The 14141-nt window shown below is 53.1% G+C and carries 12 protein-coding genes; 6 read left to right on the top strand and 6 right to left on the bottom strand.

Annotated elements, in window-relative coordinates:
* Positions 1-10: 10 nt before the first annotated feature.
* The 3 genes from HNQ92_RS26570 to HNQ92_RS26560 all read left to right on the top strand — a co-directional run bounded on the left by HNQ92_RS26570 (position 11) and on the right by HNQ92_RS26560 (position 2345).
* Positions 11-523, top strand: coding sequence for a DinB family protein (locus tag HNQ92_RS26570; RefSeq protein ID WP_184179219.1), 513 nt, complete (start codon positions 11-13; stop codon positions 521-523).
* Between the two features lie 125 nt (positions 524-648).
* Positions 649-1038 carry a VOC family protein gene (locus tag HNQ92_RS26565; RefSeq protein WP_184179217.1) on the top strand — a complete coding sequence of 130 codons (390 nt, stop codon included), beginning with the start codon at positions 649-651 and terminating at the stop codon, positions 1036-1038.
* A 98-nt stretch (positions 1039-1136) separates the two neighbouring features.
* Positions 1137-2345 carry a multidrug effflux MFS transporter gene (locus HNQ92_RS26560; protein WP_184179215.1) on the top strand — a complete coding sequence of 403 codons (1209 nt, stop codon included), beginning with the start codon at positions 1137-1139 and terminating at the stop codon, positions 2343-2345.
* On the opposite strand, the gene HNQ92_RS26555 is transcribed toward HNQ92_RS26560, so the two are convergent.
* Both HNQ92_RS26555 and HNQ92_RS26550 read right to left on the bottom strand, forming a co-directional pair.
* Entirely contained in the window at positions 2346-2972 is a 627-nt protein-coding gene (locus tag HNQ92_RS26555) for a hypothetical protein (protein WP_184179213.1), read from the bottom strand.
* A 280-nt stretch (positions 2973-3252) separates the two neighbouring features.
* Positions 3253-4923 carry a hypothetical protein gene (locus HNQ92_RS26550; protein WP_184179211.1) on the bottom strand — a complete coding sequence of 557 codons (1671 nt, stop codon included), beginning with the start codon at positions 4921-4923 and terminating at the stop codon, positions 3253-3255.
* A gap of 350 nt (positions 4924-5273) precedes the next feature.
* Between HNQ92_RS26550 and HNQ92_RS26545 the strand changes: the two genes are divergently transcribed.
* Positions 5274-5654, top strand: a complete 381-nt coding sequence (locus HNQ92_RS26545) for a VanZ family protein (protein WP_184179209.1) — start codon at positions 5274-5276, stop codon at positions 5652-5654.
* A 66-nt stretch (positions 5655-5720) separates the two neighbouring features.
* Positions 5721-7193: a T9SS type B sorting domain-containing protein gene (locus HNQ92_RS26540; protein WP_184179207.1), complete on the top strand. Its 1473-nt coding sequence runs from the start codon at positions 5721-5723 to the stop codon at positions 7191-7193.
* Positions 7194-7270: 77 nt separating this feature from the next.
* Here the strand turns inward: HNQ92_RS26540 and HNQ92_RS26535 are convergent, their stop codons facing one another.
* A complete protein-coding gene (locus HNQ92_RS26535; protein WP_184179205.1) occupies positions 7271-7768 on the bottom strand; it encodes a hypothetical protein in 498 nt (165 codons plus the stop codon).
* A gap of 195 nt (positions 7769-7963) precedes the next feature.
* On the bottom strand, positions 7964-9829 hold the full coding sequence (locus tag HNQ92_RS26530; protein WP_184179204.1) for a sialate O-acetylesterase: 1866 nt from the start codon (positions 9827-9829) through the stop codon (positions 7964-7966).
* A 461-nt stretch (positions 9830-10290) separates the two neighbouring features.
* Between HNQ92_RS26530 and HNQ92_RS26525 the strand changes: the two genes are divergently transcribed.
* A complete protein-coding gene (locus HNQ92_RS26525; protein ID WP_184179202.1) occupies positions 10291-10803 on the top strand; it encodes a hypothetical protein in 513 nt (170 codons plus the stop codon).
* Between the two features lie 67 nt (positions 10804-10870).
* Here the strand turns inward: HNQ92_RS26525 and HNQ92_RS26520 are convergent, their stop codons facing one another.
* Both HNQ92_RS26520 and pgi read right to left on the bottom strand, forming a co-directional pair.
* Positions 10871-11983: a DUF3667 domain-containing protein gene (locus HNQ92_RS26520; RefSeq protein WP_184179200.1), complete on the bottom strand. Its 1113-nt coding sequence runs from the start codon at positions 11981-11983 to the stop codon at positions 10871-10873.
* Positions 11984-12254: 271 nt separating this feature from the next.
* The gene (gene pgi, locus HNQ92_RS26515) at positions 12255-13898 is read right to left on the bottom strand and encodes a glucose-6-phosphate isomerase (RefSeq protein ID WP_184179197.1); all 1644 of its coding nucleotides are present in this window, start codon (positions 13896-13898) and stop codon (positions 12255-12257) included.
* Between the last annotated feature and the right edge of the window lie 243 nt (positions 13899-14141).

The following is a 14141-nucleotide window of genomic DNA, read 5'->3' as shown; positions in this document are numbered from 1 at the left end:
TATGTAAAAAATGATGAACGACTGGCAAACGGAATTGCTTGAACAAGCCGCGTACCGGATGAACGAAAACACGCCGCGCATCGCTGCCTGCCTGGCGGAGCTACATGAAGAAGAGGTGTGGCTTCGACCCAACGCCGCCTCCAACAGTATGGGCAACCTGGTCCTTCACCTGTGCGGCAACATCCGGCAGTACGCTATTTCGGGCCTGGGCGGCCAGCCCGACGTCCGCACCCGCGACGAAGAATTTGCCGCCCAGGGTGGCCCGACGAAGGCAGAGCTGCTGGCGGCGCTAACGGCGACCGTTCACGAAGCTCTCGTAATTATCCAAAATAGTGACGAACAAAATTTACTCGCCAGACGTTGGGTACAAGGGTATGAACTATCGGGAATTGGGATCATCATGCACGTGGTGGAACACTACTCGTACCATACCGGCCAAATTGCCTTCTGGACGAAGCTATTGAAAAACAAAGATCTTGGATTTTACGCAGGCGTAGACCTGAACGTAAAAAACCAGCGCTGACAAGTACCTCCCCCTTATCGGCTCCTTTCTTGCTTTCCGGATAGGTACTTTGATGCCACCAATTCAGGAATTACGTAAAGTACCTCCACGGTAGCACGCTGCCGCGCGGGTCATGGGCCAACCGCATGTTACAGTTAACACACGTACACCACATTGCCATCATCTGCGCTGATTACGAGCGCTCCAAAGCTTTCTACACCGAAGTGCTGGGGTTTAGCGTAGTGCAGGAAGTGTACCGCGAAGCCCGGCAGTCCTACAAGCTGGACCTGGCCCTGAACGGGCAGTACCTCATCGAGCTGTTCTCCTTTCCAAACCCTCCCGAACGCGTCTCCCAGCCCGAAGCCCGGGGACTGCGTCATTTGGCTTTTTCCGTGACCGACCTCGACGAAGCCGTGGCTTTTCTGCAAACGAAGCAAGTACCTACCGAACCCATTCGGGTAGACGCTCATACGCAGAAACGATTTACGTTTTTTGCCGATCCGGACGGGCTACCCTTAGAACTATACGAAGCCTAGCCAATACATTTGAATAATCCAAATATAACCCAAGATCCTTCTGTTTCTAACGGAAAAAGATCTTGCCCATTGTTGATCTATTTTTTGAAAAATGCCGCATGAGTAAGAAAGAATTAAAGAAGGTCATCCTGTTGCTGGGCGTTCTCAGTGGGCTGGGTCCTTTCAGTATCGACATGTACCTGCCGGGTTTCCCGGCCATTGCCAAAGACCTCCAGGCCAGCATCGCCGACGTAGGCCTGTCGCTGACCAGCTACTTCATTGGTATCAGCGTGGGACAGCTGATCTACGGCCCCATCATCGACCGCTACGGGCGCAAAGTACCCCTGCTCTTTGGGCTAGGGCTGTACGTGACGGCGGCCATATGCTGCGCGCTGGCACCCAATATCGAATCGCTCATTGCCTTTCGGGCCATGCTGGCGCTGGGCGGCTGCGCGGGGATGGTCGTGGGCCGGGCCATTGTCCGCGACTTGTTCCCTCCTTCCGAAACCGCTAAAGTATTTTCAACGCTGATGCTCATCATGGGCGTAGCGCCGCTGATTGCCCCCACCCTGGGCGGACTGGTGGTTGAGACGCTGGGCTGGCGGTATATCTTTGGTTTCCTGACGCTGGTGAGTGCGCTCATGTTTACGGGCGTGTACTTCCTGCTGCCCGAGAGCCGGGGCGTGGATAAGTCAGTAGACCTGCGGCCCAAAGCCGTCCTGCGCGACTACTGGATTGTCCTAAAAGAGCCCGCCTTTATCATTTACGGGCTGGCTGGGGCCTTTACACTGGGCGGACTATTCTCCTACATCACGGGCTCGCCGTTTATCTACATGGAGCTTTTTCATTTTTCCAATACCGAGTACAGCTGGTTTTTCTGCTTCAACTCATTCGGGTACATTTCGGGTAGCCAGGTCAACCGGCTGTTGCTGCGCCGCCTGCCCAGCGCCCGCATTGCCGAGCTGGCGTCGCTGACCATTGCCGTGCTGGGCTTTCTGATGGTGATCGTGGCTACGGTACCGGGGCTACCTACGTACACCCTGCTGGTGCTGCTGTTCCTGTTTTTGTTCGTAGCCGGGCTTCTCATGCCTAACGCCACGGCGCTGGCCCTGGCACCCTTTACGCGCTACGCGGGTAGTGCCTCGGCGCTCATGGGTTTTTTACAGATGCTGGTAGGGGCGCTGGCTTCGGGCTTGGTGAGCCTTCTGCACAACCATACCGCCCTACCCACGGCGGGCGTTATGGCCGGTTGTGCCATGGGTAGTGCGGCGCTGGTCCTGACGCAACGCTTCCTCGAAAAGCGCCGCCTGCTTAGCATGCAGGGGTAGTTAGGTAGCCTCCGCCTGGATGAGTCCATCCGTGAGGTTTTTCCACTGTACCTTCGAAAAAATACCAATCCCTACCGCGCCAGCCAGGGTGTTTCGAAGCTTGTCGCCCAGGCGCTCGGAGTCGGTATTGGGCTTGATGTTCCGGTCATAAACGGCCGCCGTTACTTTGTTTTTTTCGCGCGTAACGGTGAAGGTACTTGTGGATTCGTCGGAATAAAAATGGGCCACTTCCTCTTCGGGGGTCTGTGGGTTGGATGCTGGCCTGACCCGAATCGCCACGCTTTCAATATCGGCGGTGTCAAAGGTTTCCACGGCTTCTACTTCTACCCAATCGTAGCCTTCGCCGGCCTCGGTACCAGGACCGGGAATATCCAGCTTGAAGCGATAACCCTCCTGAACGGGACTAGGTACTTCCCGGCCTGCGGCGTCGGTCAGCTGAAAGCGGGCCAGCAGCTCTCCGGCTACGTGCTGCCAGTTGTTTACGTCCAGCAGGCGCTCCTTGGCCGTATTGAACAAGGCTTGGGCCAGCTCCGTGTCTTCAGTTTCAACGTGGCTCTCAGCGGTGATGATGGAGCCTTCCTCTTGCCCAGGAATAATACCCGTATAATTTTTTTCTTCCTTTTCCATGTGGAGTTTTATCCGGTTAAATGCGGGATGAAGGTGTAAAAATCCATGCCACCAAAGTATCCCTTTTGATCACTCACCAGAACGGCAAATCAAAAACCTCCGTGACAACCTGATTCAGGGTATACTTGGCTTTATGGGTCCTAAGTACCCCGACCACCGCAGCTGCGCCCTAAAGCTTAGGAAACGCAGGTTTTCAATGGCCCAGAACGGGAAACCTACTGGCACTACCACAAGGTGAGGAATCTATTGCTCTTCGGCACCAGAAACACGAAAAGGAACCTTAACCAGCTTGATGATCAATCTGAATCACAGCCAGATGGTACAGTTTCTGTACCATAGCCTCTTCAACTTTTACGACCAGTACTTCGTAAGCACCTGGCTTTAAATCTTTAAAATGAAATTGATTAAAAAATCCAGGAGCCATAGGTCTGTAAAACTGACGAAAGAAGATACGATAGGCTGTGGGATAAGCATGATGTGCGTAAAAAGCGTAGCGGGGGGATTTGTGCTGATCCGTAAGTAAAATATAGATACCGTCTTCCTTGTTTTTATTATTGACCACAAGCGATGTATCCCTTATTTCTGCATAGTCCGAAAATTGCTGCATACGGGCACTTTTCAAAGTGTCTTTTATTACTGAGAGGTCTAGCTCCGGAATAAAATTCATGAATGGATGCTGCCTAGACAGGAGGCCTTTTTGACGTAAACTCTCAAAATGCTCCACGCTGGCAGCATCTTCAAAAATAGGAGGATAATATATTAGCTTGCTCCAGGCATAATTAGGTTGATTGAGGCTAATTTCCTTACGATATTCTAATATAGATCCCTGGTAATGATAATATGTGAGGATACAGAAAAAAAATGAAACCATAGTAATAGCCGGGGCAACGTATCGCTGTATAGGATTGGGGTGAGCCGTAAAAAATAGTAACCCTAAACTGAAAATTGGAAAGAAAGGATAGTAAATATTATAGCGCGCAAGCTGTAGAAAGCTATAATCCACGCTTTCATTACGAAGCTGAGTTACAAGTACCGCTGTAAACCACACGAAGAGTAAGCCCGCCAAGCTTATCCATTGGAGAAAACTAAACGAGGTTCTATATCGTAGGAAGAATAATTGGTAAATACCTAACAACATAGGGAAGAGGAAAAATACGCCAACTAGCTGATTTACCAGAAGAGATTCTGTAAATAGACGACTGAAACCACCCGCAAAAGCCAGCAAAGCCAGTAATTTTGCTGGTTGGCCGTACAGCAAGTGAGTCAATCGGCCTCCCGAATATAGGGTAAGTGTACTAAGATGCCAAGCGGCTATAAGGAGATAAAGGGGGATGGCCCACCACAAGGGCTGGTACCTTTTTGTTAAGAAAAGGACTCCCAATACCAGAATGGGAGCCAGGATGCCATTAGCACTACTAAGCATAGCCACCAAAGCAACTACCATAGCCCATGAGGCTCGGTTTTGTAGGGCTAATTGCACAGCAAAGGTGGTTAAGAAAATGCATGGTGCATGTTGTAACGCACAGGTCATCCATAAAATAGAGCTCTCGAAGTGCTGGACTTGGAACAATAGCGCTGCTATAGCCACTAGCAGCCAGGCATGGCTTAAAGAACGCGATGCCAGCAAGTAGAATTGCAGCCAAATACCTACTAACGCCAAATCCCCAATAAGAATCAGTATAGTGATGTTGAGGTGTGAAGTAAGCAGGTAATAGCTAATACAAATAAGTTTGAGAAAAAGAACCCTGTGATCAAAATTCTGCTCAAATAATAGCTTTATTTTCCCCCAGCCTGAAGCAGTACCTTCCCATTGCGCCACTAAGCCTGCGCAATCACCAAAATCATCATAATAAGGAAAATTGACGCTATACAGATACACATACCGAAAAAAGAAGATAACAAATAAAGGGATTGCAGACAGTAAAGCGATTTTGATAAAATGGCGATTCATGAGGGTATAATAAAAACTTTAAATTGGGTGATTTAGAATGTTAATACCTCAAAGACTTTATTGTCAAAGAGTTCAACCCAAAGAATTGACATTAAATGGTATTAAAGCTGTCTTATTCACAATCCTACTATAATGTTCTAATCTTAGCCTTTAATTCAGCAGCCAAGATACTTAAAACTGGCTAGGCTTTCAAAGCTATTTTAATTTATCTGAAGTTGTAAGGTCAGGGGAAATGAGTATCTGCCGCTATTTGGCAAAATACCCAATTTCATCCTATTAAGAGCGAATTCTTATCGCTAACAATAGATAATTACGTAACTTTGGGTGTCATACCAAATACACCGTCACCCTTGCTCAACGATCTGTACCATTGGCTGAGTCGCCACCGTTGGCCGGCCCTTCTCTGGACGCTCCTGATCCTGCTCGCCTGTAGCTGGCCGGGCCGGGACCTACCTTCGGCTCCCGTCGCAGGTTTCGACAAAGTAGTACACATCGGTCTGTTTGTTGGCTGGTCTTTTTTGTGGCTCGTGGCGCTGCCGGGCCGGGGCACCTGGGTAGTACTGGCGGGGATTGCCTACGGTATTTTCCTGGAGTTTTATCAGCAGTGGCTCCCCTTCGACCGCAGCTTCGACTGGTGGGATGCCGCCGCCGACGCCCTGGGGGTACTTATTGGGTACTTGCTTTTTTATTTTAGTCAAAGGTACTTTTCGGTGTATCGAGGCGAATTGTAGGGCTGGCTATTTCAGCTCTTTTCGCGACCTATTAAACACCCGCACCTATTTATGCTGGCTAGTGGAATGAAATCTTTCGTGCGTTTCTTTTTGGGGAGTTGGTTGTTGCTGGTACTTGGTCCCGCTCAGGCGCAGCAGGCCTACGTATCGATGAGTAACGGTGACTTGGTGCTCCTTGACGTCAACCAGTGTACGTCACAAATCATCGGCAACTCGGGCATCCCCATGTTCGACATCGCCATTAGCCCCGGAGGTACTTTGTACGGCAACGGTGCCAACAACATACTCTACCGCATCAACCGCCAAACGGCCGCCATTACGCAGGTGGGCCCGCTCAACCCGCCACCCGGCGATGATTTCAATTCTCTGGTGTTTAGCGACAATGGTACTTTATACGCGGCTACTGCCAATACTACCAATCTTTATGTCGTAGACACCACCAACGCCACCAACCGCACCGTAGGCAATGTAGGGTACCAAGCGGCGGGTGATTTGACTTTTTTTGAAGGGAATCTTTACCTGGCAGCCCGCAACAACAACCTCGTCCGGATCGAACCCGGCAATGCTAACCAGTCCCAACTGGTGGGGCGAATGAACGCCAACTCGAATATTTTTGGAGTAGTGACCATCGGTACCCTCGACTGCCGCGACGGCCGCCCCCGCATGTACGCCCTGGGCGGAAACGAGCTCTACGAGGTGTCTACTACCAACGCCAGTGTGACCCGCCGATGCACCAACCTCCGGCTCAACGGTACCATTTACGGCGCAGCCTCGGTGTTGGAAGCCAGTACCCAGATCCGCGCCCAGGCCGGCCGCGACACCACCCTGACCCTCTGTAACCCTACGACCGCCCTGCTCCACCTGGACCCGCTCCCCGGCCCCAAAGACGCCGGGGGTACTTGGCAGGGGGTCAATAACGCGCCCTTGACCAATACCACCTACGTACCTACCACGGCACTAGCTGCCGGTACGTACCGCTACCACTATAGGGTAGGCGACGGCAATTGCGCCGACACGGCTACCGTCACGCTTAACGTAGGCGTGCCAGACCCCACCTGGCCCGCCGATACGGTACTTTGTACCAACCAGCGCTGGAGCATCCGGCTCAACGACCCCACCGCCAGCTACGTGTGGCAGGACGGAAGTACCGGACCCAGCTACACCGTGGCCAGCGCGGGTACCTATACGGTAAGCATCCGGACGGTCTGCGGCTCCACAACCTCCTCCGTGCGGGTTAGCTACGACGACTGTGGTACTTGTCCGCTCTTTTTGCCCGATGCGTTTTCGCCCAACGGCGACGCGCACAACGACGTCTTCCGGGCCGTTCATGATTGCCAGTTTACGGAGTTTTCCTTACAAATTTATAATCGCTGGGGAGAGGTCATTTTTCAAAGCTCGGACCCAGCCGTGGGCTGGGCGGGCAGCTACCTCGGAAACCCCGCTCCGCCGGGTACCTACACCTACCGGCTCCGCTACCGGCTGGCCTACGACAGCTCGGTGCCCTACGCGCGCGCGGGCAGCGTTTTGCTGCTGCGCTAGCCCTACTTTCCTCTTAGGTCGTCGGGGGTACTTTGGCATAATTACAACAAGTACAAGTCCCCCCCGCAGGGTACTTGCTAGTCCGAGGCTTTCACCAGCTCCAGGCGTTCGTCCTTAAAATCGTTCCAACCCGTCCAGGGGCTGTTGAGTACCAGCGTTTGTCCGTCGAACGAAATCACCTCATAAATCCACACGCGCGGCGGGCTAGCCTCGTTGGTCCGTTTGCTATCTTGAGTAAAAAAAGTACGGTTGCCGAGCCAGCGGAGCTTGAGCGTATCCGGGTACTGGCAAGCTACTTCGTTGGTCCAGGCGGCGGAAGTAGGATTGATAAAATCGAACCCGGCGCATTGGGACCCTTTTAGAATAAATCTCCCCGAAATTTTCCCCGCGTAGCCTGACGGGGCGTCGGCCGCTGACTCCGAAGACTCGGGCTCAGCACCGGGCACGCGGACGTTGTCAGGCACCGGCTCGCCGGGGGTACTTCCGAAGGTAGCGCTTTTCAGATCATGGAAAAACCAGCCCATCCCGAAGGCCAGGAGGGCTACGATGCTCGCGATTAGTACGTTCCTGTTCATTGTCTGTCGGTGGTTGGTCGCCCGGTGGCTGCTCCGTGTCTTCAAAAGTTGCCGCCTCCTCCTGCTGCCGCGCCCACTCCCGGAACGACTCATTGAATGTCTTGAGATTCACGCACATGGCTGGTTTGCTTATTTTCAAAAAGGAAGCCTCAAAAACCATACCCAGGTACTTCAAAGTACTTTGAGGGTACTTTGTTACTGGTTTAGCAGGAGGTTTCCGCCGTTGGCAAATTGCAAAGTACCCCCCTGAAACTCCACGGAGCGCGCGTTGGCCTGGATGGCGTCGACGGTGACAAGGTGACCGGCACTGATCACGACGTTGGTGGCCGCCGTAGGCAGGCAGCCGCAGTTCCAGGTACTGGGGCTGCTCCAGGAGCCGCTTGTGCTACTGCTCACCGCCACCGACACTGTACTTTGGCTTTGGCAACCGTAGACATTCCGGGCCGTCACCTGGTAAATACCCGCCTGACTCGCGCTGGCGTTGGGAAGAGTTGGGTTGGCCGCCTGGCTGCTAAAACCATTGGGGCCGGTCCAGGATACGCCGCAGGCGTTGGTGGCGGAAGAAAAAAGGTTGATCGTACCTCCGGCAGGTACCTGGCTGGTACCCGACGCCGACACGCCCACCGCCAGCGAAGCCGGTACGGACAACGTTGCGGAAAACACCGTGTTGTTGGTGGCATTTTTTTGCCGCAGGCGGTACTGCCCGCTGGCGGCGTTGTATTGCTGATTGGTACCAAGTACCTGCGTAATGTCCGTAGCCGGGTGCCAGCGGTACTCCGCTACGCCCGCCGGAGCTGTAAAGGTAAGCGTGCTTCCCCCGCAGGCCACGCTTACCGGCGGAAGCGGCGTGGCCTGGTAGGGCGTGGAGCTGGTTGTAAAAAACGACATGGGTAAAGTACCCGCCCAGGCCTGCGCCAGGGCCATGAGGCCGTTGCCGGTAAAGTGAACCTCGTCGCTGGTGCGGTAGTCGGGGCCTATGAGCGGGTCGGTTTCGGGGCCGGGAAATACGTACGGCAGGTACACGTTGGGGTCCGAAGTACCGTTGACGCCCGCCACGTCGTTCTGGGCATCGATCACGGGTTGCCAGGTGCGGGAAGTACCCTCCACCGTAAAGCGCGACGCCCGCGCCACCACCCAGGCCAGGTTGTTCTTCCCCGACAGGCTGCGGCTCGTTTCCACCAGCGTACGGAGGTCGGAGCGGTAGTCTTCGCGGCTGCGATTAGCGTAGTTGTCAGTTTCGCCCTGGTGCCAAAGTACCGCCCGGCATCCCTGCTGCGCTACGTAGTAGTTGAGCGCCAGCCGCAGGTGTCCGAAGGGCATTCCGCTCGGATAAGGGTACCCAAAGTCACTCACCGAGTTGGCGTTGGTCGGGATGCTCTCGCGCCAGTTGCGGATGCCCGAGCCGGACCAGCCCGCGTTGAAAATCAGAATGGGTACATTGAGCTGGGCGGCCATCACATCGCCAAAGGCGGCCCAGCACCAGGCGTAGTTGCCAAAGGGCGCGGGCTTAACGGGGGCATCGAAGTGTACAAATACCGGGAAAGGGAGCTGGGTGTCGGCGTAGCTGATCGGCCCCTGCTGATTGAGGTTCTGGAAATCGACGCTATTGACGCGGTCGTCGGTAGCGCCCGGCCCGTTGGGGAGCCCGTCGCCGCCGGTGGCGTTGGATTGCCCCGCTACCACAAACACTTCGCCCACGCCCACGCGCTCTACGGCATCCTGCACAATGACCGAGTCGTTCCGAACGCCCCGTACTTCCAACCGGTACCAGCCACCCAGCACCGTCCGGGAGCCGTAGAAATGCCCGCCCTGCGGATTATCCTGCACCACAAACCAGTCTACCGCCGTACCCTGCCCGGCGGCACGCGGCACAAACCGCGCCTCGACGCGGTCCAGACACACGGCATGGTAGCCCGCCACGTAGACGGTAGCCTGGTTGGCATTATTGCGTTGAAAAACGGCGCGGTTGGCGGGGTAGCTTACGGTGAGCTGCGCCCAGGCGCTCAGGGGGCCCAGCAAGGCCAGCCCAAGTAGATAGTTTTTTTTTGTGATGCGGAACATGATGTTCAAAGGTATAGTGTAATGTAATGATATAGCCATAAAAGCCTCGCTTTAGTAGCGCCACCAACCGCCGGTAACAAGGGCGAAGGGGATAGCTACAAGCCGGGGAACGACAGCACAACCCAACCGGACAAGGTACTGTTGATCAAGTAAACAAAGTACCCCTAGCCCCGACAGAGACGGGTGAACAACCGGGCGTGGCCGTGGTTGTAAGGCCGCTACCGCGCTGCTTTTTTCTGGCTGCCGTTGATATAAATAACTCGTGAAGCGGTGATCCGTTGGGTACAGGTGGCCATCGTTGATTCACTGTAAGACGGCAGGAGGTAATTCGCGCGAATAGGTCAAGGTTTAACATTAAATTGTTATTTTAAAGTAGCTATTGTACTTTTGAGAGGCGGCAGGAGCCACTTACCCAGTACTCTGCTGCCCTTTTTGAAAGATGCTGTCATCCTTTTAGGTTCATGAAAAAGCGAAGATATGTTGCCGTAACCGCCTTGCTTTTTTTGGCCTTGCTGGCAACGCCGGGCTTTGGGCAAAGTACCCACCTGGGCTTGCCCCTCCTAAAGGCCAACTCCAGCAAACTGAGTGTCCGGATAGGCAATGTAGTTGTGGATGGCCTCTGGACGCTAAAGCCAGACTATAAACTGAATACACTACAGGTGGAGTTAAGGAAACAGAAGGAGTGGATAGGCATCTACACCGATCTGGATTCGGCAAGCTACGAGGTACGTCCCGGCCAGACAACCCAGTTTTACGTGCTCCTCAACAAGCAGTATGTGCTTTCTGAGGTACAGGGCATTAAAGAGGAGCGGCAGGGAAACCGACTGCTGAACATAGACAAGCCCCGCAGCAAAACGTTTGGTACTCTTTGGGAAAAACACAATGTAGATGGTGTAGTGGAAGATATTAACAACTATGCCGACAAAGCTTCAGGTTTTTACAAAAGGGTAAAAAATCTTTTCGGCTCCGACTAGGCCCTTCTTCTTTTCCTGCAATTTCTAAGCATTCATTCTACTTAAGCCGATCAAGTGCCGCTGCTGCTTACAGGGTATACAGCGTTGCCAGCACCACCAGCAGGCCAGAGATCGTCAATAAAAAACTATAAGCAAAGGACAGCAGGAAAAACTTATAGATGGTACGCCAGGGCGAGTTCTTGTACGTATTTCGTAAGGACATGTAGATGTACCAGACTACCACAACGACGCCGAAAGCCTGAATCCAGTCGGAGAGCGACGGCACTATCCAGCTGATTACCATTAGGATAGAAACAAACAGGAAAATAAAAGAGTGCACGTGAATGGAGTAAACCAGGTGCTCGATGTAGTATTTGGATGACCGCCGGTGCACCAGCATCAGGATAAGGGCAAACAAAGGCAGCAGAATAAACATCACTTTGGGCAAATGGCTCATCATCTTATTCTTAAAAAGCTCGCTGCTCAAATCATCATCCATGACGGTTCTAAACTTGGTTTGCAGGGATTGCATGGCTTCGTTATCCTGTTCCTCTTCCGCACGTAGTTCCGGCTCCTTTTGGTACACTACCACCGCATCAGAAGAGGCTTTTACCACCGGTTTGGTAGTAACCACTGCGTGCTGGTTAGCCCGTTGGTTCGTGTCCTGGCTGGTACTTTGGGCCGCTTCGGTATTATTAAGTATAGTGTAGGTATGAGCAGCGGCTTGTTGGGGCATAGTACCGGCGGCTACTTCGTCGGATATTGCTTTTCTTACTTCGGCTATAGCCTGCTTCGCCTGAGCCTTATCTTCTGCCGGTGCTGCCTTTAGGGCATTGCTATTCCTGGCAATCCCTTTTTCATTGTCCTTGATAATATCTTTTTTGTTGATACTGCTATTGATGCTGAATAGGGTGAAGAAAACAATGCTGATGAAGATGTACATGCTGATCGGGTTGAGGTGCGAGGCTCGTTTGCCAGCAAAGTATTCTTTGGTGAGGTGCCCTGGTTTTGTAAAAAGAGGCACAAAACTATTGAAAAACTTAGACTCAAAATGAAAGTAGTGCCCTACACTGTGCAGCGCTAAGTGCCAAAAATTCTCGTGCAGTTCCAGGTTTTCTTGCCCGCATTCAGGGCAAAACTTGCTGGTAACGGTGGTGCCACAGTTCAGGCAGTTTTGGTCGGAGCGGTAATGCTTTTTCATGGTTGGGCCAATTATCCTTCACGCCGCGGCTACTTCTGGACAGAAGCTCCTGCGGCAGCTACTACAAATCTACTCAATTTAGAACTATGAAAAATATAACTCTTTGTTTTTAACCCGGCTGATAAATAAACACAAGCTATGCGCTGATTGGCCGCGTAGCAGTCTAATGTTTAAAGAAAACTTATCAATGGTTCGGACCCGTATTTTGTCCTAGTATCAGGCTTTCTTTAACTACCTTTTTAAAAAGGCACATTATATATCCAAAGTACCCCTACCGCCAGCGCTTATACTGGTTGATGAGGCCATTGGTGGAGCTGTCGTGCTCGGAAATGGGCCAGTCGTTCTGGAGCTCGGGGTATATTTTGTTGGCCAGCTGCTTACCCAGCTCCACACCCCACTGGTCGAAACTGAAAATATTCCAAAGTACCCCTTGCACAAATATTTTATGTTCGTAAAGGGCTATCAAACTACCCAGCACGCGGGGCGTTATTTTTTTCACCAAAATAGAATTGGTAGGGCGGTTGCCTTCAAAAACCTTGAAAGGGGCCAGCGCGTCGATTTCTTCCCGGCTTTTACCCGCCAGCTCGGCCTCTACCTCTTCGCGGGTTTTGCCGTTCATGAGGGCTTCGGTTTGGGCGAAAAAGTTGGAGAGTAACATCTTGTGGTGCTCGCCCAGCGGGTTGTGGCTGATGGCCGGGGCGATGAAGTCGCACGGAATGAGCTTCGTACCCTGGTGAATGAGCTGGTAAAAAGCGTGCTGCCCGTTGGTACCCGGCTCGCCCCAGATGATCGGGCCCGTTTGGTAGCTGACGGGCTGGCCGTCGCGGCCCACGTACTTGCCGTTGCTCTCCATGTCGCCCTGCTGGAAGTAGGCCGCGAAGCGGTGCAGGTACTGGTCGTAGGGCAGTATGGCGTGCGACTCCGCCCCGAAGAAATTGTTGTACCAAATCCCCAGCAGGGCCAGGATCACGGGCATGTTGCGCTCAAACTTGGTGGTCCGGAAGTGGTTGTCCATGTCGTGGGCCCCGGCCAGCAACTGCTCGAAGTTCTGGAACCCGATGCCGCAGGCAATGGACAGCCCAATGGCCGACCAGAGCGAGTACCGCCCGCCTACCCAGTCCCAGAAACCGAACATGTTCTCCGGATCGATCCCAAACTTCTCCACCTGCTCACGGTTGGTCGAGATGGCCACGAAGTGTTTTTTCACGTGGGCTTCGTCCCCCGCTTTTTCCAGAAACCACGCCCGGGCCGAGTGGGCGTTGGCCATGGTCTCCTGGGTAGTAAAGGTCTTGGACGCAACCATAAAAAGCGTCGTTTCGGGGTCAAGTACCTTGAGGGTTTCGGCGATGTGGGTACCGTCTACGTTGGACACAAAGTGCAGGTTCAGGCCTTTTTTGCCGTAGGCCTTCAGCGCCTCCGTTACCATCACCGGGCCCAGGTCGCTCCCACCGATCCCGATGTTCACCAGGTCGGTGATGGCCTTGCCCGAGTACCCCTTCCACTCGCCCGAGCGTACTTTGCCCGAGAAGACTTTCATCTTTTCAAGTACCTCGTTCACGTCCGGCATCACGTCCTTGCCGTCTACCTCAATGGGCACGTTGGAGCGGTTGCGCAGGGCCACGTGCAGCACGGCGCGGTTTTCGGTGGCGTTGATTTTCGCTCCGCTGAACATTTGCTCGATGGCCCCGGCCAGCCCGCATTCCTCGGCCAGTTGCACCAGGTAGGTACGCGTGCGGGTACTGATGCGGTTTTTGGAATAATCTAAGATAAGGTCACCCAACCGAATGTTGAACTTCCGGAAGCGGTCGGGATCTTCGGCAAAAAGCTCCCGTAAGTGCTTCTTAGCGATTGTCTTATGATGGGCTTTGAGTTTCTTATAAGCGGTAGTCTGATCGAATGGAGTAGTAGGCAGCATGAAGATAAAAGATTAGGTACAAAGCGGAATCACCAACCGGTAGTACCGCTTCTAAGCTACAAAAGTAGTATTTTCAGGTATCGCATCGAAAATCTACCCCAAAAGTCCGTCGTCTTTTTAACCAGACAGGTACCATTCGATAATATTTATCGCCAGGACCGGTAATCCTAAAGTTGTTTTAGTACGTTTATAGTAGTCCCAAGCGACCGGTAGCGCTGCTGCATCCACCTCACTCCTAACCTC

The organism is Rhabdobacter roseus (assembly GCF_014202275.1).
In the GTDB taxonomy this organism is placed as follows: Bacteria; Bacteroidota; Bacteroidia; order Cytophagales; family Spirosomataceae; genus Rhabdobacter; species Rhabdobacter roseus.
Note: the sequence above shows the minus strand (reverse complement) of the source record. Positions and strands in the feature narration are given on the sequence as shown.

What these genes read in the sequence shown, in the direction of transcription:
- HNQ92_RS26570 (WP_184179219.1), top strand. Translation starts at nt 11, where the DNA reads ATGATGAACGACTGGCAAACGGAATTGCTTGAACAAGCCGCGTACCGG.
- HNQ92_RS26565 (WP_184179217.1), top strand. Translation starts at nt 649, where the DNA reads ATGTTACAGTTAACACACGTACACCACATTGCCATCATCTGCGCTGAT.
- HNQ92_RS26560 (WP_184179215.1), top strand. Translation starts at nt 1,137, where the DNA reads ATGAGTAAGAAAGAATTAAAGAAGGTCATCCTGTTGCTGGGCGTTCTC.
- HNQ92_RS26555 (WP_184179213.1), bottom strand. Translation starts at nt 2,972, where the DNA reads ATGGAAAAGGAAGAAAAAAATTATACGGGTATTATTCCTGGGCAAGAG.
- HNQ92_RS26550 (WP_184179211.1), bottom strand. Translation starts at nt 4,923, where the DNA reads ATGAATCGCCATTTTATCAAAATCGCTTTACTGTCTGCAATCCCTTTA.
- HNQ92_RS26540 (WP_184179207.1), top strand. Translation starts at nt 5,721, where the DNA reads ATGAAATCTTTCGTGCGTTTCTTTTTGGGGAGTTGGTTGTTGCTGGTA.
- HNQ92_RS26535 (WP_184179205.1), bottom strand. Translation starts at nt 7,768, where the DNA reads ATGAACAGGAACGTACTAATCGCGAGCATCGTAGCCCTCCTGGCCTTC.
- HNQ92_RS26530 (WP_184179204.1), bottom strand. Translation starts at nt 9,829, where the DNA reads ATGTTCCGCATCACAAAAAAAAACTATCTACTTGGGCTGGCCTTGCTG.
- HNQ92_RS26525 (WP_184179202.1), top strand. Translation starts at nt 10,291, where the DNA reads ATGAAAAAGCGAAGATATGTTGCCGTAACCGCCTTGCTTTTTTTGGCC.
- HNQ92_RS26520 (WP_184179200.1), bottom strand. Translation starts at nt 11,983, where the DNA reads ATGAAAAAGCATTACCGCTCCGACCAAAACTGCCTGAACTGTGGCACC.
- pgi (WP_184179197.1), bottom strand. Translation starts at nt 13,898, where the DNA reads ATGCTGCCTACTACTCCATTCGATCAGACTACCGCTTATAAGAAACTC.